Source organism: Rhodococcus sp. P4_E4, from assembly GCF_056401575.1.
This window is the reverse complement of sequence record NZ_JBFUJB010000016.1, coordinates 81,602-101,414: the sequence shown is the minus strand read 5'-3', so window position 1 is coordinate 101,414 and position 19,813 is coordinate 81,602. Positions and strand designations below refer to the sequence as shown.

19 protein-coding genes are annotated in these 19,813 nt (G+C 62.3%); 9 read left to right on the top strand and 10 right to left on the bottom strand.

What is annotated here, in order from left to right:
- Positions 1 to 56: 56 nt before the first annotated feature.
- From AC1DVN_RS19115 to AC1DVN_RS19085, 7 genes are read right to left on the bottom strand one after another with little or no spacing between them, the layout of a single operon-like run.
- Positions 57 to 458 (bottom strand): nuclear transport factor 2 family protein, encoded by a 402-nt coding sequence (locus tag AC1DVN_RS19115; protein WP_019744799.1) that lies wholly within the window; start codon positions 456 to 458, stop codon positions 57 to 59.
- A complete protein-coding gene (locus tag AC1DVN_RS19110; protein ID WP_046379010.1) occupies positions 455 to 2,176 on the bottom strand; it encodes a class I adenylate-forming enzyme family protein in 1,722 nt (573 codons plus the stop codon). Before AC1DVN_RS19110 ends, AC1DVN_RS19115 begins: the two co-directional genes overlap by 4 nt.
- Before the next feature lie 13 nt (positions 2,177 to 2,189).
- Positions 2,190 to 3,473 carry an ABC transporter substrate-binding protein gene (locus tag AC1DVN_RS19105; protein WP_046379011.1) on the bottom strand — a complete coding sequence of 428 codons (1,284 nt, stop codon included), beginning with the start codon at positions 3,471 to 3,473 and terminating at the stop codon, positions 2,190 to 2,192.
- Between the two features lie 58 nt (positions 3,474 to 3,531).
- The gene (locus AC1DVN_RS19100; RefSeq protein ID WP_046379012.1) at positions 3,532 to 4,620 is read right to left on the bottom strand and encodes a branched-chain amino acid ABC transporter permease; all 1,089 of its coding nucleotides are present in this window, start codon (positions 4,618 to 4,620) and stop codon (positions 3,532 to 3,534) included.
- Positions 4,617 to 5,513 (bottom strand): branched-chain amino acid ABC transporter permease, encoded by an 897-nt coding sequence (locus AC1DVN_RS19095; RefSeq protein ID WP_019744803.1) that lies wholly within the window; start codon positions 5,511 to 5,513, stop codon positions 4,617 to 4,619. The genes AC1DVN_RS19100 and AC1DVN_RS19095 overlap by 4 nt, the downstream gene beginning before the upstream one ends.
- 3 nt (positions 5,514 to 5,516) lie before the next feature.
- Positions 5,517 to 6,230 (bottom strand): ABC transporter ATP-binding protein, encoded by a 714-nt coding sequence (locus AC1DVN_RS19090; protein WP_020970388.1) that lies wholly within the window; start codon positions 6,228 to 6,230, stop codon positions 5,517 to 5,519.
- A complete protein-coding gene (locus AC1DVN_RS19085) occupies positions 6,227 to 7,030 on the bottom strand; it encodes an ABC transporter ATP-binding protein (RefSeq protein WP_020970389.1) in 804 nt (267 codons plus the stop codon). Before AC1DVN_RS19085 ends, AC1DVN_RS19090 begins: the two co-directional genes overlap by 4 nt.
- Before the next feature lie 114 nt (positions 7,031 to 7,144).
- Here AC1DVN_RS19085 and AC1DVN_RS19080 point away from each other — a divergent pair, with 114 nt between their 5' ends.
- Genes AC1DVN_RS19080 through AC1DVN_RS19065 form a run of 4 tightly spaced genes read left to right on the top strand, consistent with a single transcriptional unit; the run spans position 7,145 to position 11,176 of the window.
- Entirely contained in the window at positions 7,145 to 7,732 is a 588-nt protein-coding gene (locus AC1DVN_RS19080; RefSeq protein WP_019744806.1) for a nuclear transport factor 2 family protein, read from the top strand.
- Positions 7,729 to 8,499: an SDR family oxidoreductase gene (locus tag AC1DVN_RS19075; protein ID WP_021332267.1), complete on the top strand. Its 771-nt coding sequence runs from the start codon at positions 7,729 to 7,731 to the stop codon at positions 8,497 to 8,499. The genes AC1DVN_RS19080 and AC1DVN_RS19075 overlap by 4 nt, the downstream gene beginning before the upstream one ends.
- Positions 8,496 to 9,551 (top strand): NAD(P)H-dependent amine dehydrogenase family protein, encoded by a 1,056-nt coding sequence (locus AC1DVN_RS19070; RefSeq protein ID WP_046379013.1) that lies wholly within the window; start codon positions 8,496 to 8,498, stop codon positions 9,549 to 9,551. Before AC1DVN_RS19075 ends, AC1DVN_RS19070 begins: the two co-directional genes overlap by 4 nt.
- Positions 9,548 to 11,176 (top strand): long-chain-fatty-acid--CoA ligase, encoded by a 1,629-nt coding sequence (locus tag AC1DVN_RS19065; RefSeq protein WP_477994124.1) that lies wholly within the window; start codon positions 9,548 to 9,550, stop codon positions 11,174 to 11,176. Before AC1DVN_RS19070 ends, AC1DVN_RS19065 begins: the two co-directional genes overlap by 4 nt.
- 74 nt (positions 11,177 to 11,250) lie before the next feature.
- Here AC1DVN_RS19065 and AC1DVN_RS19060 read toward each other — a convergent pair whose 3' ends face one another.
- From AC1DVN_RS19060 to AC1DVN_RS19050, 3 genes are read right to left on the bottom strand one after another with little or no spacing between them, the layout of a single operon-like run.
- Entirely contained in the window at positions 11,251 to 11,982 is a 732-nt protein-coding gene (locus tag AC1DVN_RS19060; RefSeq protein WP_046379014.1) for a VOC family protein, read from the bottom strand.
- Positions 11,979 to 13,496 carry a carotenoid oxygenase family protein gene (locus AC1DVN_RS19055; RefSeq protein ID WP_019744811.1) on the bottom strand — a complete coding sequence of 506 codons (1,518 nt, stop codon included), beginning with the start codon at positions 13,494 to 13,496 and terminating at the stop codon, positions 11,979 to 11,981. The genes AC1DVN_RS19060 and AC1DVN_RS19055 overlap by 4 nt, the downstream gene beginning before the upstream one ends.
- A gap of 43 nt (positions 13,497 to 13,539) precedes the next feature.
- Positions 13,540 to 14,772 carry an acetyl-CoA acetyltransferase gene (locus AC1DVN_RS19050; RefSeq protein ID WP_046380003.1) on the bottom strand — a complete coding sequence of 411 codons (1,233 nt, stop codon included), beginning with the start codon at positions 14,770 to 14,772 and terminating at the stop codon, positions 13,540 to 13,542.
- A 123-nt stretch (positions 14,773 to 14,895) separates the two neighbouring features.
- On the opposite strand from AC1DVN_RS19050, the gene AC1DVN_RS19045 reads away from it, so the two are divergent.
- The 5 genes from AC1DVN_RS19045 (at position 14,896) to AC1DVN_RS19025 (ending at position 19,809) form a co-directional block, all read left to right on the top strand.
- Complete coding sequence (locus AC1DVN_RS19045) at positions 14,896 to 16,107, top strand: acetyl-CoA C-acyltransferase (protein ID WP_046379015.1); 1,212 nt, start codon at positions 14,896 to 14,898, stop codon at positions 16,105 to 16,107.
- Positions 16,104 to 17,027, top strand: a complete 924-nt coding sequence (locus AC1DVN_RS19040; protein WP_084325249.1) for an SDR family NAD(P)-dependent oxidoreductase — start codon at positions 16,104 to 16,106, stop codon at positions 17,025 to 17,027. The genes AC1DVN_RS19045 and AC1DVN_RS19040 overlap by 4 nt, the downstream gene beginning before the upstream one ends.
- Positions 17,024 to 17,848, top strand: coding sequence for a DUF1295 domain-containing protein (locus AC1DVN_RS19035; RefSeq protein WP_046379017.1), 825 nt, complete (start codon positions 17,024 to 17,026; stop codon positions 17,846 to 17,848). The genes AC1DVN_RS19040 and AC1DVN_RS19035 overlap by 4 nt, the downstream gene beginning before the upstream one ends.
- Entirely contained in the window at positions 17,845 to 18,711 is an 867-nt protein-coding gene (locus AC1DVN_RS19030; protein WP_046379018.1) for an acyl-CoA thioesterase, read from the top strand. The genes AC1DVN_RS19035 and AC1DVN_RS19030 overlap by 4 nt, the downstream gene beginning before the upstream one ends.
- Before the next feature lie 81 nt (positions 18,712 to 18,792).
- Entirely contained in the window at positions 18,793 to 19,809 is a 1,017-nt protein-coding gene (locus AC1DVN_RS19025) for a winged helix-turn-helix transcriptional regulator (RefSeq protein ID WP_080945706.1), read from the top strand.
- Positions 19,810 to 19,813: the final 4 nt, after the last annotated feature.

The window sequence follows — 19,813 nt, the reverse complement described above, 5'->3', positions numbered from 1 at the left end:
GGGAGATATCGATCGTCGGCAGTCGGCTATTCGAAATCCCGCTATTCGAAATCCCGCTATTCGAAATCGGAGACAAGACCCATTCCCTTCAAGAGTGTCGGACGGTCGTAGTATTCGAGCCACTCTGTGACCAGCCCGTCTGCCATGCTGAGGATTCCGACAACAGGAACGACGCCGTGGGTCCCGTCGAAGTGGAAATCGTCCACTCGCTGTACAAAAACCCTGCCGTCGATCACGCCGAGCGACTCGATCTTCAGGGTGATCCGTTCACACTTGCTTGCCAGCAATGCAATTCGGCCCGCTACAGCCTCCTTGCCGACAAGCGGTTCCTGCATCACGCTGTGGAGCACACCGTCTTCGGCGAACAGGTCGACGACGCGTGCCCAGTCCATGACGTCCCACGCCTGGAACATCTCACGCGCCAACGCAAGCTTGTCACTGTCGTTCATCACACTCATGCCACACTCTTCTGTCGAAGCTCGCGCTTGAGGATCTTTCCGGTCGAATTGCGCGGCAGTTCTTTCCGAATCTCCAGCCGCTCGGGAAGTTTGTACGACGCGATGCGCTTGTCCTTCAGGAACGCAACCAGAGCATCGAGTTCGAGTTCCGTCTCGGGTCGAAGTGTCACCACTGCTGCGACGCGCTCACCGAGCACTTCGTCGGGGTCGCCGATGACGGCCACGTCCGCGACGGCCGGATGCTCGGCGATCAAACCCTCCAATTCGGCTGGAGCGATGTTCATTCCACCGCGGATCACCAGGTCCTTGCCTCGATCCAGGTAGCGTAGGAATTGTCCGTGATCACCGGCAATCTCGAAGATATCTCCGGTGCACAGGAATCCGCGCTCGTCGAACGGTGACGGCCGATCGCCGAGATAGCCGGCAAAGACTGTCGGTCCGCTGATTCGCAACTCACCCGGGTGTCCGACTTCGGTGATGTCCTCGCCGGTGACCACGTCGACCAAGCGAACGTCCATCCAGTCCGAGATCCTGGTGCTCCAGCGAAAGTTCTCGACACCGAAACGAGGGAAGTACCGTGCGCGGTCGTCCGGATCCGGCATGTCTGCAGGCGAGGAGAGCAGACTGATGCCTTCATTGGACCCGAAGAAGTTGATGACTCCGATTCCATATCGCTCCTGCCATCCCCGCACCATCGGAGGTTGCAGTGGCACAGAACCCGAACCTATCCGCGTCAAGCTCGACAGATCGACCGCCGCGAGCATCGACTCGTCGGCGAGCAGCATCCACAACAGAGCAGGCGGCGCTACCGTGTATGTCACCCGCTCGGCCTCGATCTGTCCGAGGAACACTCTAAGGTCGAACGGGTGGTGCTGTACCAGTACACATCCCGTGCGGAGCCAGGGCAGGAACATTCCGTTGATTCCGGCCATGTTGACCATCGGGAACGGGTTAAGCAGGACGTCGTCGACGACGATGTCGGGAGCATCGATCGTGGCCCAGCAGATGGCCAGCCACTCGTAGTGCGAACGTGGGACCCCCTTCGGTTCGCTTTCGGTTCCGGAGGTCCAACAGATCGTCATCGCGTCGTTGGGGTCGTTCGGATCTTCGGTGTTTCGTCTGTCCAGAGCACTTCGCTGCGATTCGGTGGCTGCCCGAGGACTCAGCCCCACGACGCCGGTAGGAAGCTCAGCCGGAAGCTCTGATTCGGGAGCGTAGACGAATACCGATCTCAGAGAGGCAATTCGGGATCTGATTGCAGCGATCTCCGTAGCCGGGAATCTGTCCCCGAAGCTGGGCACGGTGACAAATGCTGCAAACGCCGCCTGATTGGCCATTCCTTCCACTTCACGTTCGCGGTACTGCATGGGCAAGGGTGAGACCACGATCCCCAGCGACCACGCTGCAAGGTAGACCTCGACCAGTTCGACGGTGTTAGGCATCTGAACGCCCAGAACGTCTCCCCGGCCCAAGCCTGCCTCGGTGAAGCGCGCAGCGAGCGAGATGACTTCGCTCTCCAGTTCGTTCCAACTGAGGCGTCGTGGATCTCCGCCGGACAACTCGCTGCGGTTCGCCGGATCAACTACGGCAAGCTCGTCCCCTCGGGCCCGCACCTGCGCCCGGAACACGTGATCGATCGTCTCGTCGGACCACCACCCTTTCGAGGTGTATTCGTCCACCTTGACGCGAGGATGCAATCCCCTGTGTGTCTTGTTCATTCGCGCACTCGATTCAGTTCTCGTAACGGCCGGAAATGTCGATCACGTCGCCCTGCTTCTCGAACGCCTGAGTAGCGGCATTCCACTCGAACGGCTGAAAGGCCAGGATTCCCAACGCATGGTCCGCGGTCATCGTGAACTTGATTCCGTCGATGAACATCGGCGGGTGGTAGTCCTGCGTTCGCGCGGCACTCATGATGGTGGCACGTGAGAGTCCGTCGGGTGACTGAGAGGCCCGAGTGAAGTTGTCCACCAACAGGTCACCGATGGCCCAGCCGTTCACGGTGTAGCTGTTGGTCGGGGAATCTGCACCGTGAGCCACTGCACCGGCGAGATAGTCGCGCACCGCCGCGTCGTCCTTGTAGAGAGCGTTGTTGGGATCCTTGAGCCACACCATCACCTGCTGCCCGTCCGCAGCATCACCGGCGGGTGCATACAGGGTCGCACCGTCGACGCAGTTCGACGGCTGAATCACGGTGTCGGGCTTCCATCCGACACGTCCGATCGCCTGAGTGATCGCGAGGCAGTCGGTAGTGACACCGGCGACCACCAAAACCTCGGCGCCGCTGGCCTTGAGAGTCGAAGCCGCCGTCTTGGGGTCGGTCAGCGCCTCCTCCGCCGCGATCTCGAAGTTGGTTCCTTCGATCGCGGACTTGAAGCCGTTGGCGATTCCCTGTCCGGACTCGGTCTGGTTCGTGGCCAGTGCGACCTTGGCGCCGTTCGGATACTTCTTCTTCAAGCTCTCGACCACTACCTCCATCTCGACGCCCGGATCCGGTAGATACTCCGTGGTCCACGGGAAGTCTTCGATGACCCGGAACTCGGGCATGCCTGCCTGCGCGAAGAGCAGCGGCACGCAGGCAGTGGTCTGATCGTCCGCGATGGCGTTCAACTGTCCGGCCCCGAAGGTACCCAGAACGTCGACCTTGTCCTTCTGAATGAACTCTCCGACGTTGGCTTTGGCGCGCTCCGGGGAGAATGCATCGTCCTTGACCACGACGTCGAGCTTGACGCCGCCGACGCCGCCGGCCGCGTTCTCCACCTCGAACCGTGCTCGCATTCCTTCGATCACGTTGCCGACGGCATCGGCGAGCGGGCCGGACGTCGGCCCACTCCATCCCACCGTGAGTTTGTCGGTGATCGGCGCTGCGGCACCGCTGGGATCACTGCAGTCGTCGACCGATACTGCGCCGGCCGATGTCGACGTGTTGCTCTCTGCGTCGGAGCTACCTCCGCAGGCCGAAAGGAGTAGTGCCGCAGCGGCGATGACTGCGGGAATCGTGGTCTGCCTTTTCATATCGTCCAGTTCCTTGCTGTGAGTTGAGGGAAACGAGAGTGGGCGAGGGAGACGGCGCTCAGGTGCGAGGTTCACCCTCGCGATACTTGGGATGATCTGCGGGAACCACGAGGACGAACCGTCGGAGCACGCTGTTGATCCGTCCGACGATTCCGTCCGGCATCAAGAACACGATCGCGATCAGCACCGCGCCGAACACCACTCCCGACACGGGGCCGTCGGTGACGCTTCCGGTGTAGTACGGCAAGAACACCACTGCCGTTGCCCCAACGATCGGGCCGAATTGGGTTGCGATTCCGCCCAACACCAGTCCGGTGATGAACTCGATCGACTTCATCAGCGAGAAGGATTCGGGTGAGAGCGCGCCGATGTACATCGTGAACAGTGAACCTGCCAGGCCCGTGATCGCGCCGGAAAGCCCGAAAGCGAGAATCTTGACCCGCGCGACGTTGATGCCGTTTGCGCTCGCCGCGATCTCGTTGTCACGCACCGCGACCATAGCCAGACCGAATCGACTCTTGACGAGATTGCGAATCAGGAGCATGACGATCGCCAGAGTCACCACCGACACCCAAAAGATCCAGAGGTAGGTGTCGGCTCGGGTCAACCCCGTCCATTTCGGCGGAACGAGCAGATTTGCGCGAACCACCATTCCGGCGGCACCACCGGTCAGATCCCCGGTCTTGCGGATCACCTCGGGAAATGCAACAGCGACGGCGAGTGTCACGAGAGCCAGATACAGCCCCTTGATCCGCAACGAAGGAAGACCGACGAGAAGCCCTAGTACAAAACACAATACGACCGCCATCGGGATCGTGGTCAACGGCGAGTATCCGCGATCGACGATCAGAACGCCGGTCGTGTACGCGCCCAGGCCGAAGAAGGCAGAATGGCCGATCGACAGAAGTCCGGTGTATCCGCTGACGATATTGAGTCCCGCAATGGCAATCGCGATGATGAAGACGCTCGTGAACTGCCCCACGCGAAACGGCGCGCTCTGTGACGCGAGAAGCAACGCACACACGGCAGCCACCAGCAGACCCAACTGGAGTATCCGGTACGACGTCGATCCGGCGACCACTACCCGCGGTCGCCTGACTGCCTTTTCGGCGACGGTGGGTTCATTTCTCTCGGCAAGCGTCGTCATACCCGCTCCAGTTTCTTGGTACCGAACAGTCCATTGGGTCTGACGAAGAGGATCACCACGATGATCAACAGGGCGGATGTCTGCTGCAGCGAACCGCCGATGACCGAAATGTAGCCGCTGAGCATCGATTCCAGGACACCGATCGTCAACCCGCCGACCACGGCGCCGACGAGACTGTCCAGGCCGCCGAACAGCGCTGCGGCGGATGCTGCGATGAAGATCGGGAACATGGTCGTGAGACCGAGTTGTTGCGGCGAGAGCGGAGTGACCAGGACACCGGCCAGAGCACCGATGGCAGCTGCTACTCCCCAACCGATTGCGAGTATCCGGCTGGTCGGAACTCCGGCGAGAGTGGCAGATTCGGCATTGTCCGCGACGGCACGCATGTGCAGACCGACTCTCGTCTTGCGAAAGAGCAAGGACATCAACACAAGTAGGACAACGAGCGCCACCAGTACGCCCAGTGCGTCGCCGTAAACACGCGCACCCCCCACCGAGATGTAGTCGGTGGGACCGTTGGGGAACGGGCTCGGCATTATCTTGGTATCGCTCCCCCACAGCATTCCGGCCAACGAGTTGAGCCCGGTGAACAATCCCAGTGCCACGATCAGCACTGCCATGTCGCTTCGACGCTGAACCGGCCGAATGAGCAGACGCTCCATCAATGCTCCGAGCAGGAACCCCAAAGCCAGGGCCGCTCCGATCGCCGACCAGATCGGCCAGGACATCGTCGTCAGCCACCAGGCGACAAAGGTTGTGAACAGGGCCAACTCGCCCTGAGCGAAGTTGATCGTGCCGGTGGCGCGAAACACCACCACTAGTGCCAGCGCGAGAATTGCGTAGATCGACCCGTTGGTCAATCCGGAAATGAGTCGTTCGAGAAAGAGTGTCACCGTTTACTCCTGGTACCCGAGGTAAGCGCTGCGCACGACGTCGTCGGAACGAAATTCCTCGGGCGTTCCGGCAGCGACGATGGTGCCTACGTCGAGCAGGAAGACCTTCGACGCGAGTTTCATCGCGAGATCGGCGTTCTGTTCCACGATCAGCAGTGCAGTTCCGTCGCTGCGGTTGATCGCACCGAGCGTGTCGAACAATTCGGCAATGACGATGGGCGCCAGCCCCAGGCTCGGTTCGTCGCACAAAAGAAGGGTGGGACGGCTCATCAATGCCCGTGCGACCGCGAGCATCTGCTGTTCACCGCCTGACAGCGAACCGGCCAACTGTGTGGACCTCCTCGCGAGCACGGGGAATGTCTCACACCACCGCTCGATGTCGGCTTCGATCTCCGCCTTGTCCTTACGAAGGGCAGCGCCGACGAGCAGGTTGTCACGCACCGACAGTTGACCGAGAGTTCCGCGGCCCTGTGGGACAAGGCTGACGCCGGCGGCCACGGCGCGTTCAGGTTTGGATCCCAACGGCGAACCGTTGAAGGTGATCGTTCCCTGATGCGGGATCAATCCGGCAAGCGCGCGCATCATGGTGGTCTTGCCTGCACCGTTCGCGCCGAGAACGACAGCGACCCCGCCGGGTTCCACGTCGAGCGAAATCCCGTGCAGTACATTGCCTCGCCCGTAACCGGCGTGCAGATCGTCGACGCTCAGCAGGGTCATGCCGCACGCCCCAGATATGCGTTGATCACGGCGTCGTCCTGCTGGATCTCCGCCGGGGTTCCCTGGGCAATTTTGTGGCCGAAGTTCAGGGCGACAACGTGATCGGAGATCCCGAGCACCAATCCCATGTGGTGTTCGACCAGAAGCGCGCCGAAGCCGAAGTCGTCGCGGAGCGAGACGATCAGTTCTCCCAGTTCTTTGACTTCACTGTGCGTGAGCCCGCCGGCAGGTTCGTCCAGCAGAAGCAGCGAGGGCTCGGACATCAATGCCCGTGCCAGTTCGACACGCTTGAGAGTTCCGAACGGTAGACCGGACGCGGGTGCATTCGCGACGTCGACGAGTTCGAGACGTTCGAGCAGGTACCAGGCCTTCTCTCGAAGTTCTCGGACTCGGGCACGCGCCGGAGGCAGGCCGAGAAGCCCACTCGCGAGCCCGAAGCGACCTCGCGACGATCCACCGACCATGGTGTTGTCGAAGACACTCATGCCGCCGAACAGCGCGAGATTCTGAAAAGTTCGAGCGATTCCTGCAGATGCCAACGCATAGGGACGCAATCCCAACAGGTCGGTTCCTTGCCAGGTGATGACACCGCGACTCGGTTCGTAAATCCTTGTGATGCAGTTGAACAGCGTGGTCTTACCAGCGCCGTTCGGCCCGATGAGTCCGCAGATCTGTCCCGCGCGGACGTCGAAGCCGACGGCGTCGAGAGCCGTGACTCCGCCGAATTCGATCGAGACATCGGAAAGCGTGAGTACGACCGGTGCATTCCCAGGTTGTGCGGGTGGTGTGTTTCCAAGCATTGGTTTCACCTCCTCGTGACACTTCAATTAACAGTGTGATAGAGATTACTACAGTAAACAGAGACACTCCGTCAACGTGCGGCCCCCGATCCGGAGCCGAGAAGGGACATCATCGTGAGGTCCAACAACATTCACGCAGTCGACAGCGGCGGGGGCCCAGACGTCAGGGACTACAGCCCGGTCGACGCTCTCGTCGCCAAGCAGGAAATCTACGAGGTTCTGGCTCGTTTCCTCCGAGCCGCAGACCGCGGCGACGTCGAGGACGCCAGGCGGTGTTATCTGCCCGGCGCAACCGAAGACCACGGGGGTGTCTTCACCGGCACCGCCGACGACTACATCGACCACATCGCCGGGGCCATCACCCACCCACGATCGCTGACCACCCACGCAATGACCAACGTCTTGGTCGAACTCGACGGGGATACAGCACACGTCGAGTCGTACGTGCTTGCCTTCGCACGAATCAAGACCTCGGACGGCATAGCCGACACACTCACCGCGGCGCGCCTGATCGACCGCTTCGGTTTCGAGGACGGCAGGTGGGGAATCCGCCACCGCGCACTGCGGTGGGACTGGAACCACGACATGGCCACAGCCGAAGGCTGGATCTTCGGGATGCTCGCGCCTGAAACGTCATTGAAGAAGAGCAAGAAATTCCCCGACGACCTCATCTACACCCGACAGACACAGGAGAACTCATGACAACCTTTCGCGGAACTCCGGTCGAGGGTGCGACCGTCCTCGTCACCGGCGCCAATCGAGGCCTCGGGTTGGCCTTCGTCCAACAGGCGAAGTTGATGGGCGCAGCCAAAATCTATGCGGGGGTGAGAAATCCCGACGAGGTGCCGGCCGAGCTCCGAGCCACCGGTGCGCACATCGTCGAACTCGACGTCACCGATCCAGGACTCGTCGACACTGCCGCCGGGGCGTGCGGTGACACCTCGGTCGTCGTCAACAACGCCGGGCTGTTCACCGGGAATCGGCTGATCGAGGCCGACGACCGAGAGGCCGCTCGCGCCGAGATGGAGGTCAACTACTTCGGACCGCTGACGATGATCCGAGCCTTCGCGCCGGTCCTCGCCGCCCGCGGCGGTGGATCGATAGTCAACGTCTTGTCAGTCGCCGCAATCGCACCAACCGCCTTCATGGGCGGCTATTCACCGGCCAAGGCGGCTGCTCTGTCGCTCGGCGGCATCGCCCGTGCCGAACTCGAACCGCACGGCATCACCGTCACCTCGTTGATCGTCGGCAGTGTCGACACCCGCATGGCTTCACACGTGCAGGGCCACAAGGAAAATCCCCTCGACATCGCCGCGACCGGACTCGCCGCCATGCAACGCGGCGAGTGGACGTGCGACACCGATTTCATGGCAATCGACGCCCGTGCGCGTCTGGCTCGAGACCCGATTCGGTACGAACGCGGACTGGGCAAGCTCCTCTTCGCCGGCGAACTGACCACTCGATCATGAGCGATCCGATTCGTGTTGCCCAGTGGGCGACCGGCGCCATCGGCAAGACCGCGCTTCGCGGAATCATCGATCGTCCCGACCTCGAGTTGGTCGGCCTGTACGTCTACAGCGACGCCAAGGCCGGGCGCGATGCCGGCGACATAGCCAGACGCGCACCGACGGGCGTGATCGCCACACGCGACGTGGACGAGATCATCCGCTCGCGCCCCCAGGTTCTCATCCACAGTCCGCGTTTGCAGATTCCGTACGAACGCCACGACGACGATTTGTGCCGTCTGCTTCGCGCCGGGATCAACGTGATCACGACGGCCGGGCAGCACTTCCCCCGCGCACACGGCACCGAGCGCGAGCACATGTTCGCCCAAGCATGTAAGGAAGGCGATTCGACGCTCTTCGGTGTCGGAGTGAGCCCGGGCGTCATCGGTGAGCGATTGGCATTGGCTCTGACGGGAACATCGATCGAACTGGACCGCATCACGATCGACGAGGTGCTCGACGCTCGCGGCATGCCTGACCCCGACTTCGCTTTCACCGTCATGGGAATGGGTTCGCCCCCGGAGGAACTGGACGGAACCGGGCCGTTGCCCTCGCTGTACGCGTCGCTGTATCTGGAGACCATCGCGTTCATGTGCGAACGTCTGGGGATCACCTACGACGAGGTCGTATCCGATCACAGGGTCGTTGCGGCGCGAACGGATCTCGACGTGGCCGCCGGACGCATCGCCGCCGGAACCGTCGGAACCACCGAATGGCGCTGGCACGCAATGGTCGACGGAATGCAGTTCCTCACTCTGGCCATCATCTGGACCATGGAACCCGATCGTGAGGAATACGCGGGGCGCGATCAGTGGGAAGTCCACCTGTACGGCAAACCCGAGATCGTGATGACCGTCAATCTCGTCGAACCACAAGATCCGAATAGCCGGACAACCGCCGGTCAGTTCATCACTGCGGGCCCGGCACTGCGCGCCGTCGAGCATGTACTCGCTGCTCCCACAGGCATTTTCGAACCCCCTGTCTTTGCCCCCTTCAGATTGGAGCATTCAGCATGACCACTCAGCCGACGGCCGTAGGTTCGACTGCCACCCGTGAACCCGCCACCCGCGAACCTTCTGTGAACGCGCTCCTACCCGATGGTCGCCCCGTGCAGAATCTCGAAGACTTGCTGCGCAGCCGGGCGATTGCCAGTCCGGAGAGCACCGCCGTCATCTCCGATGACGGCCGTACCAGTTTCCGCGAGCTGGACATCGAAGCAAATCGTGTCGCGAATGCACTTCTGCGCGATGGTGTTCGAACAGGTGACCGGGTGGCGTACATCGGCGCCAATGCACCGTCTTTCCTCTCCGTCCTGTACGGATCTTCGAAGATGGGCTCGATTCTGACGGCCGTCAACAATCGGCTGGCACCGGGCGAGGTCGACTACATCCTGAGCAACAGCGAGCCGACCGTCGTCGTACTCGGAGCAGGCGATGAGGGCCTCTCCGACGTCGCCGCGGCGGTCGGTAGCGTCCGGACCGTCGTCACGGTGGACGGTTCTGCAAACTCGGTCTCGTGGAGCGACTGGCTCTCCGGTGCAGGGGACGACGACCCAGGAGTGTCACGCCTTCCCGACGATACCGCGCTGATCTTCTACTCGTCGGGAACCACCGGCCACCCCAAGGGAATCGAACTCACCGGCGCGAACCTCGGCCGCGCCCTCGCGACCATGTATCACCTGCTCGATCTCGACACCGATTCCGTGGCCATGTGCCCGGTCCCGTTCTTCCATGTGGCGGGGCTGGGTCTCGCTCTCGTCACGACGCTCGGCGGTGGCGCTCTACTTCTCAAGACCATCGCCGGTCCGCTGGAGCTGGTGGCGCTGATGCAGGAGTACCGGGTGACTCATGCGGTCGCTGTTCCCGCGGTGATCAGCGTCCTCACCTCCCTTCCTGCTGTACGCGAGGCGGATTGGAGTGCCCTGCAGTTCCTGGTCTACGGAGCGGCGCCCATGCCGCTACCCCTGTTACAGGACGCCACCAAGGTTTTCGGATGCAGCTTCCTGCAGGCCTACGGACTCACCGAGTCGACTGGCGGCGTCACCATGCTGACCCCCGAAGATCATCGGGCGACCGACGAGTCGACCGCGCATCGGTTGAAGTCCGTCGGGCAACCGATGTTCGGCGTGCCCATCCGCATCGTCGATCCCGTGACGCTCGAAGACGTCCCGGTCGGTACCCGCGGCGAGGTGGTCATCGGCGGCGCTCATGTCATGAGGCGCTACTGGCGCAACGAGGCAGCCACTGCGGCCACCATGTTGAACGGCGACTGGCTCCGAACAGGAGACGGCGGATCGTTCGACGAGGACGGGTATCTCTACCTCCACGACCGCCTCAAGGACATGATCGTCTCCGGCGGTGAGAACGTCTATCCCGCCGAGGTGGAGAGCGTTCTCTCCGGCCACCCCGGCATTCGGGAGGTCGCGGTAGTCGGCGTTCACTCCGATCGGTGGGGTGAGACTCCCATTGCGGTGGTCGTTCGTTCCGGCGATTCGGCTGTCACCGAAGCGGAGATCATCGAGTGGTCACGCGAGCGACTGGCACACTTCAAGTGCCCCAGTGCAGTTCAGTTCATCGAGGAACTGCCACGCAACGCGAGTGGGAAGCTTCTCAAGACTCGTTTGCGACAGGACTTCGCTTGAGTCCATGACAAGAATTCGGGGCCGGTCGCTTTGAGCGATCGGCCCCGATTTCTGTCGTTCGATGTGAAGCTCGCTCAGCCTGGGTGAATCCGGAATTCGACGCCGCCGACGATCAGGCCGGGCTCGACGGTGTTCGCTCCGATCGACGCCGCCAGATCGACCGCACTGAGCATCGACCGCTCGCCCGGAACGAACGACACGGCGCGCGACCCCAGCGCAATCGAGAGTGATTGCGCCGAATCCAGTTTCTTGCCGAACACTTCGGCCCACAGCGCCGCCGTCTTGGCCGGATCGGGAGAGGACACGTCGACGCCGAGAATGTCGTCGACCCGTGGATCGAGGGAAACCTCCTTCTCCGTCTGGTCCCAGAACCACTCGTCGGCGTCGGGAATCTCGTCGAGTTCTACGAGAAGTCCGAGATCACCGGGATGAAGTTGGACGATCCGGTGACCGTAGGCCTCGAGATCTGCCACCGTCCGAACACCGGCCGCAGCTGCACGTTCCAGATAGGGCTCGATGTTCGAAACCTGGATCGAGAGTGCATAGCCGCCCTCCCCTCCGCCCTTGCGGATCCATCTCGCCAGCGAGACCGTCTCGTCGACCGGTGCGACGATCTCGAGAAATGCCTGCGGCCCGACGGCCAAGGTCTCGTCGGCCAAACCGATGTCTTCGAGCAGTGGATCCGCGAATCCTGATGCCAGACTAAACGCTTCACGTAATTGTTGACCGGTCTTGTCCAGGTCTCGTGCACCGATCACCACCTGCCGCAGGATCTCCCAGGTGCCCGCGTCGTGCGTGCCCGTCACAGTCCGACCGCTTCGGCGGCGGTGTCGGCACTCTGCCAGCGTCGGAGCTCGGCACCCGGCGCCCACGTCGAGTGGGTGCCACTCGAAATCCGTTCGGGAAGGCGAAGTTTGCACAATGGTCCGTCTCCGACGCGGGCAGCGTCGAAGATCAGGCAGAAGGACGCGTCCTCGTTCATGTCGGTGGTCAACGTGATGAGATAGCCGTCGTCTTCGGCGGTACCACCCACGCGTGGTGCCATCGAGGTCTCGCTTCCATACACGCCGTCACCGAAGGAGAATCGTTCCTCGTTCCCCGTCAGCAGGTCGTGTTTGACCAAGCCGTCGAACAGGAACCACGACGGCTTACCAGAAGCCGCATAGGCGTATCGGTACTTCTCACCCGCGAAATTGCCGTTCATCATGCCGAATTCGGTGATCGAGTCACTGAGTTGCTCTTCACGCGTGGCTCCGGTGACCAGGTTCAAACGCCAGCGGTGAAGCCGGGTCTGCATGCGATCGAGAGCGAGGAAACGGAAGGCGCGCTCCCACTGATTGCCCATACCGTTGTCCGACGGCTCCGGATCACCCTGGTAGAAACCGTCCAGAACAATCTCGTCCCCCTCTTCGTAGGCGTTCACGAAGTGCAGGACGTAGGTCGGATCGGCCTCGAACCACTTGATGTCAGCGGTGTTTCCGCGGCGTGGGATGACTCCGAGACGGAGCGGGATATCGGGATGGAAATTCGCGACGTGCGCGCCCTTCTCCAGTAGAACCGGATCCCAGAACAAGGGGCAGTCGTTGAGGATCGCGTAGTTCTCCGTGAAGGCCATGTCGTGTGGCAACCGCGGACCGGGAAGCGGGACGTCGACGTAGTGGACCAACTCGTTGGCCGAGTCCACGACGCCGTAGTGCATGTACGGCGCTTCCTTGCTGTAGTTGAAGAACAGCATTTCTCCGGTCTTGTCGTCCACCTTCGGATGCGCGGACACACCCCATTCGAAGGGGAACTTGCCGTTCCAGCTTTCCTTTCCGAGTGTCTCCGCCGACATCGGATCGAGACGATACAGATCTCCGCACTGGTAGAAGCTGGTGAGAGCAGTCCCCCGGTGAACGACCACGTCGGTGCTGGACGCGTCTTTCATCCGAGTGCGCGCACCCTTGCCGCCCTCGGGGCGACTGAGTTTGGGAGACTCGGCGAGTCCGGCCCACAAGGCGCCGCCGGCATCCTGCTCGGCCGCCAACCCGTCAGTCCGTACGAATCGATTGCGGTAGAACGACTCTCCGTCACGAAAGCCCACGATGTGAATCATTCCGTCGCCGTCGAAGGGATGATAAGCCTTCATCGAGGGATGGAGCGGATTCTCGGTGTTGCGCAGGTAGACACCGTCGAGGTCTTTCGGAACCTCACCGAATACGACTTCGAGGTTGTCCGCTTTGAACTCGGTGGTCTGGGGTTGCCACGGGCCGGTGCGATACGGGTGATCGTCATCGGCGGGAAGGGTGGACAACAACTTGCCTACGATTTCGACGTCCATGGAATTCTCTTTTCGACTGATGGGGAAAGGCTGAGCTGCACTTTCAGGAAACTGCGTCGACGACAAAACTGACGGTGGTGGCCGTACTTCCACCGAAGTTGAGCGTCGCAAAGCGGCTCGCACCCTCGACTTGGAAACCGCCGGCCTTTCCCGTCACCTGATGGGCCGCGTCGAGAAGCATTCGAACACCACTGGCACCCACCGGATGACCACCGCCGATCAGACCGCCGCTGGGGTTGATCGGTAGCTTGCCGCCCATGGCGATGTCACCACTCTCGATGGCTTTCCACGACTCGCCGGGCGCGGTCAGACCGATGTGGTCGATCGCGAGATACTCACTCGCCGTGAAACAATCATGTGTTTCGATCCCGTCTATCCCGGCCAGGTCGACGCCGGCCCGGGAGAAGGCACCCATCACCGCATCCCGAACGTGTGGCATCACGTAGGGATTATCGGCGTCGCGGGCCAGCTTCTGCTCGAGACCTAAACCAACAGTCCGGTGACCCCAGCCCGCGATCTGGGCCAGCGGAGTCGCCGCAGCACCCGGGTGCTCACGGAGGTACTTGTCCGTCACCAGCACAACCCCGGCGCCACCGTCGGTCACCTGGCTGCAATCGAATCGTCGAACACCACCTTCCACAACAGGATTGGTGGCGTCGTCGCCGCCTGCATTCCCGAGCAGATCGGGTACCGCCCAACCGCGCGTCTGTGCATTGGGGTTGTTCTTCGCGTTCGCGAAATTGATCTGCGAGATCGCGCGAAGGTGGGATTCGTCGATCCCGTAGCGCCGCCCGTACTCCTTCGACACACGATCGAACATGTACGGCCACATGAATTTTGCTTCCTGACCTTCGTGTCCGACCCAGGCTGCAGCGCCCAGATGTCCGGCCGCGTCATCACCCGGAACCGTCTTCTCCAGTTCGATACCCATCACCAGAGCCGCGTCGTAGTTGCCGGCGCGCAGGTCTGCCATCGCCGCAAGTACAGCGATACTGCCCGATGCGCACGCCGCCTCGTGCCGGGACGAGGGCACACCCCATAGATCTGGATGCACGGTGGCGGGCATCGCACCCAGCTGACCTTGGCCGGCAAACAATTGACCGAAGGCATTACCGACGTGGATCACCTCGATGTCGGCGGCAGGAACCTTCGCCGCGGCCAGGGTGTGGTTCACCACCTCTTCGGCAAGGTTCGCGAAATCGAGTCCCTCACGGGTGAAGTTCCGTGCGAAGTCGGATTGATACCCGCCGAGAATCCAAATGTTCGAAACAGTCATGACCTCTCCCCTTGCCGATCCGGCATCGGTGACGTCACCGAGATACCCGTGCATCGGCGGTTGTAATTTCATCGCAACCGTACTACAACTAGCAGAGTAACTCTACTAATTGAAGGGTTGAAAATGACTGATGCTTTTGTCCTCGACTACGTGCGCACACCGCGCGGCCGAGCATCGACGCGAGGTGCCCTCCACGAACACAGCCCAGTCGATCTTGTCGTCCACCTGGCCAAGGCTTTGCAGGGTCGAACGAACCTCGCCGCAGAACGGATCGACGACGTCGTTCTCGGTTGCGCATCGCAGGTGGACGAGCAGGGCGCGAACATCGCGAGAACCGCCGCACTCCTTGCCGGTTGGGGCGATTCCGTTCCCGGCGCGACCCTCAATCGTTTCTGCGCATCCGGCGTCGACGCAGTCGGCCAGAGCGCAGCCCGCATTCGCAGCGACGACGTCTCCCTCGTCGTGGCCGGTGGCGTCGAAAGCGTCTCCCGCACTCCGATGTTCAGTGATCGCGGACCGCTGTGGACCGACCCGGCAACCATCGCGCAGGTCGGCTCCATCCATATGGGTGTTGCCGCCGACTTGAATGCCACGATCGAGGGGTACTCCCGCGACGAGTTGGATGCGTACGGCGTCGAAACCCAGCACAAGGCTGCCGAGGCCTGGCGCAACGGCGCATTCGAGCGGTCCGTTGTGCCCGTTCCCGGCAGAAATGGTGAAGCCGGAATCGCGCACGACGAACTGGTCAGGGCAGAGACGACGGCAGAGGGACTCTCCGCGCTGCCTCCGGCCTTCGAAGGGCTCGGCGCCGCCGGTCAGGATGCACTCGCGCTCGCCGCCTACCCTGAGGTCGGCAAGATCGAACACCTGCACACCGTCGGATCCTCTCCCGCCATGGCCGACGGCGCAGCACTACTACTCCTCGGATCCGAGAAAGCCGCGGCCAGAGCCGGCCTGACCCCTCGCGCACGGATCATCGGATCCGCCTCGACTTCGGTGAATCCGGTTCTCATGCTCACGGCGGGCCAGAGCGCCGTGGAGGCAGTCATCGCTCGAGCCGGGCTTCGTCCACAGGACATCGACGTGTTCGAGTTCGCAGAGGCCTTCTCCGCGCTCTGCCTACGGTTCCGCCGCGATCTTGACGCCGGGCCGGACCGCATGAACCCCAACGGAGGCACGATGGCGATGGGCCATGCATTCGGCGCCACCGGAGCAATTCTCGTCGGCGCGTGTGTCGACGAACTGGTACGGAGCGACGGACGCTACGGTGTGGCCGCGGTCAGCGGCGCCGCCGGTGTCGGAGTCGCGGTGCTCGTCGAACGGATCGCCTCGTGACCGCCAGTTCACTCTCGGGCCGCGTTGCCGTCGTCACGGGAGGGGGTAAGGGCCTCGGCCGTTCCGTCGCACTGCATCTCGCGAGCCGAGGGGTCACGGTGATCGTCAACAATCGAAATCGCACCGTCGACGCGAGCGGCCGGGGCCCTGCAGATCAGGTTGTCGACGAAATCCTCGAAGCCGGTGGCCACGCCGTCGCCAACCACGACGACGTCACCGACCCCGAGGTCGGTCGAAAGTTGGTGGACGACGCTCTCACTCGGTTCGGACGACTCGACTTCTGCATCACCAGCGCCGCGGTCAGCGGTCCACAGATGCTTCATCGCACCACCGCCGAGAACCTCAGCACCGTCATCACGACAAACGTCGTCGGGACCGCACTGGTTGCCGCCGAAGCCTCCCGAGTGATGCGCGAAGCCGGATTCGGGCGCATCGTGATGATTGCCTCGACCGCAGGACTGCACGGCGAACCCACCGTGTCCGCCTACGCCGCCAGTAAGGGTGCCGTCATCGCCCTGGGCCGCACCGCGGCCGGCGAAGGTGCGAGTCGCAATGTGTTCACCAATGTCGTACTGCCCTATGCCACTACGCAGATGACCGAGTCCGGAATGGACCCACGATTCATCGACATCATGGGGGCCGACCTGGTAGCCCCGGTAGTCACTGCCCTCGTCGATCCCGAGTCCACGACCAACGGGCAGGTGATCGTCACGGCAGGTAACGGGGTGCGTTCGGCCGACGCCGTCGAGGGCTCGACCGAATTCTTGCCCACCACCACAGAACTCGATGCCAAAGCGCTCGACGCACTGCTCGTGACCAGCCGGCTCGGCACTCCTCACACCTATCCGAGCGCACAGGAAGCCTTCGCGGACTTCGCTTCCGAACTGCTCGACCACCACAATCAGAAAGCGCGCGCATGACCAACATCCCATTGGGCGACCTTGCACTGAACTTCGGCGTGAGCGCACTCGCCGTGCTCGTCTTCATCGCAGTCGTGATGGCCGTAGCCATCCGGATGAACAATCACTCGATCATCGACATCTGTTGGGGGCCTGGCTTCGCCGTCGTCGCCGTCGTCTCGTACCTGACGTCCATCGGATCGGACGGCAACGATCTGCGTCGCCTCGTGGTGCTCGCACTGACCGTGGTGTGGGGAATGCGACTCGGCCTCTACATCGGCTTCCGAAACCGTGGGCACGGGCAGGACAAGCGCTACACTGCCCTGCTCAAACATCAACAGGGACCGCTGATTCCGTTCCTGATTCGCAAAATCTACGGCCTCCAGGGCGTTCTCATTCTCGTGGTGTCGCTGCCGGTCCAGTTCGCGATGTACGAGTTTCGCGCCCTCGGAGTCCTCGGCGCGATCGGCATCGCAGTCTGGACCGTCGGCTTCGTCTTCGAATCGGTTGGTGACTACCAACTTTCCCGATTCAAGGCAGATCCGGCCAATTCAGGAATGGTGATGGATCGTGGACTCTGGGCCTGGACCCGGCATCCCAACTACTTCGGTGACGCATGTGTCTGGGTCGGACTGTTCATCCTCGCACTTGGTGATCCATTGGCGCTGATCACGATCGTCTCGCCGATCGTCATGATCAAACTGCTGGTGAGCTACAGCGGTAAGGCCCTTCTCGAACGCAGCATGCGCAAGAGCAAGGGGCAGGCCTACGACGACTACGTCGCCCGGACCAGTGGCTTCTTTCCCCGTCCACCCCGTCCGGCACGAAACCACGCGTCGTGAGCGCCCCCACGAGTGGTCTCGCTGACGTCTTCGATCTGGAATCGACCGGCCAGGACCGGTGGCAAGGGTCGAACGACGGTGTTCGGCTACCTCAGTTGTTCGGCGGCCAACTGGTCGCCCAGTCGATTCTCGCAGCCGGGCACACGGTTACCGACGGCAAAGCGATCAGTTCCGTCCACACGCACTTCCTTCGCCCGGGGTCGACGAATCGCGCGACCGAGTTCTCGGTAGATCGCCTTCGGGACGGAAAGCGCCTGTCCACCAGAGGCGTCGACGTCCACCAGGACGGACGACTCGTCTGCCGTTCGACGGTATCAGCCTCCTCGATCGACGAGGGCATCACTCACAGTCGCGCCGTACCCGCCGCGCTCCCGCCCGCTGAGTGCGTGACGTTGCAGGAGTTGGCCGAGGCAGACGGTGGGCTGGGTGAGGTGTGGGAGGAGTTCTCCGCCATCGAGATTCGTGTGTCCCCCATCGATTCGCAGTCCCCCACGACGCATTCGGCGGCGCCTCCGCGCAACATCTGGATGCGTTCGGCTCAGCGACTGAGCGACGATCCGCTGATTCACGTCGCTGCTCTCGCCTATGCCAGTGATCTGATGCTGATGGCAACCGCGCTGACGCCGCACGGCTACGACATCGGGCAGGAGCACTCGCTCGATACGGATTGGACGGGCGTGTCCCTCGATCACACGATGTGGTTTCAGCGTCCCGTGCGAGCGGACGAGTGGCTCCTCTTCGAGCATTCGACGCCCACTGCTCATGCCGGCAGAGCAGTCGTGAATGCCGCGGTCTTCGATCAGTCCGGACTCCAGATCTGCCAAATCACCCAGGAAGCGTTACTCATTGCCCGTATCGAGTGATTCCCGACTCTTTCTGCAGACCACTCGGTACGGTCTCGCGGTGCCGCAGGGTTCGCGGCCTATGATTTCGGGGTGGTACGAGTGAATGCAACCGGATCTTCGGCGTCGGCCGGATCTCCGACACCCACGCCGTCGGTGGGCGTCACCGAGTTGCCTGCGGGCGGACCCAACGCACTGGCGGTCACGCTCGGGCTACTGGGAGACGAGTGGAACCTCTGGATTCTGCGGTTCGCCCTTTTGGGGTCGCGTCGATACAACGACTGGCTGGCTCTCGGGGGAATCTCCAACTCGGTGCTGTCCTCACGTTTGGCAGTCCTGACGGCCGGCGGAATGCTCGAGCGCCGGGAGTACCAGCAGAACCCGCCAAGGCACGAATACTCGGTCACTCGCAAAGGCCAGTCGATCTGGCCGGTCCTCATCACCATGTGGTCGTGGGAGAAGCAGTGGGCACCGAATGAAACCGCGCCACTACCGCCACTACGGCACAGCACCTGCGGAAACGACTTCACTCCGATCCTGCGTTGCAAGGAGTGCGGCGAGGACGTCGACGTGAGATCCCTGGACTCCCAAATGGGGCCGAGTGGGGACTTCTCACGCAGTGTGCCCGAAGCAACGTCGAGGCGCCGCTCCACCAAGTCCGAACGCCGACCGGAAATCCTGGCTCACACGATGGAACTCGTCGGCAATCGCTGGTCGGCAGCGATCATCGGGGCAGCTTTCCGAGGTGCCCGTCGTTACGGAGAGTTCGCCGAGATCACCGGTGCGCCGCCGGCAATCGTCGCCGATCGGTTGAAGCACCTCACCGAGATCGGTGTGATGGAAACGCGGCCGCTTCCGGATCGCCCACAGTGGTCGGAGTATCGACTCACCGACAAGGGAACCGCGTACTTCCCCGTCGTGATGTGCATGATCTCGTGGGGTCAGCGCTGGTTCAGATCCGCGGACGGTCCGGACATCGTTCTCCATCACAAGGCGTGTGGAAAGCGGTTCGAAGCAAGGCTGGGTTGTAGTGCGTGTGGTGAGGAACTGAGGTCTTCGGACATCGAGGCGATCGACCTCACCACCTCGGTGCACGTGCCGGGGCCCGGCTGGTCCTGAGATC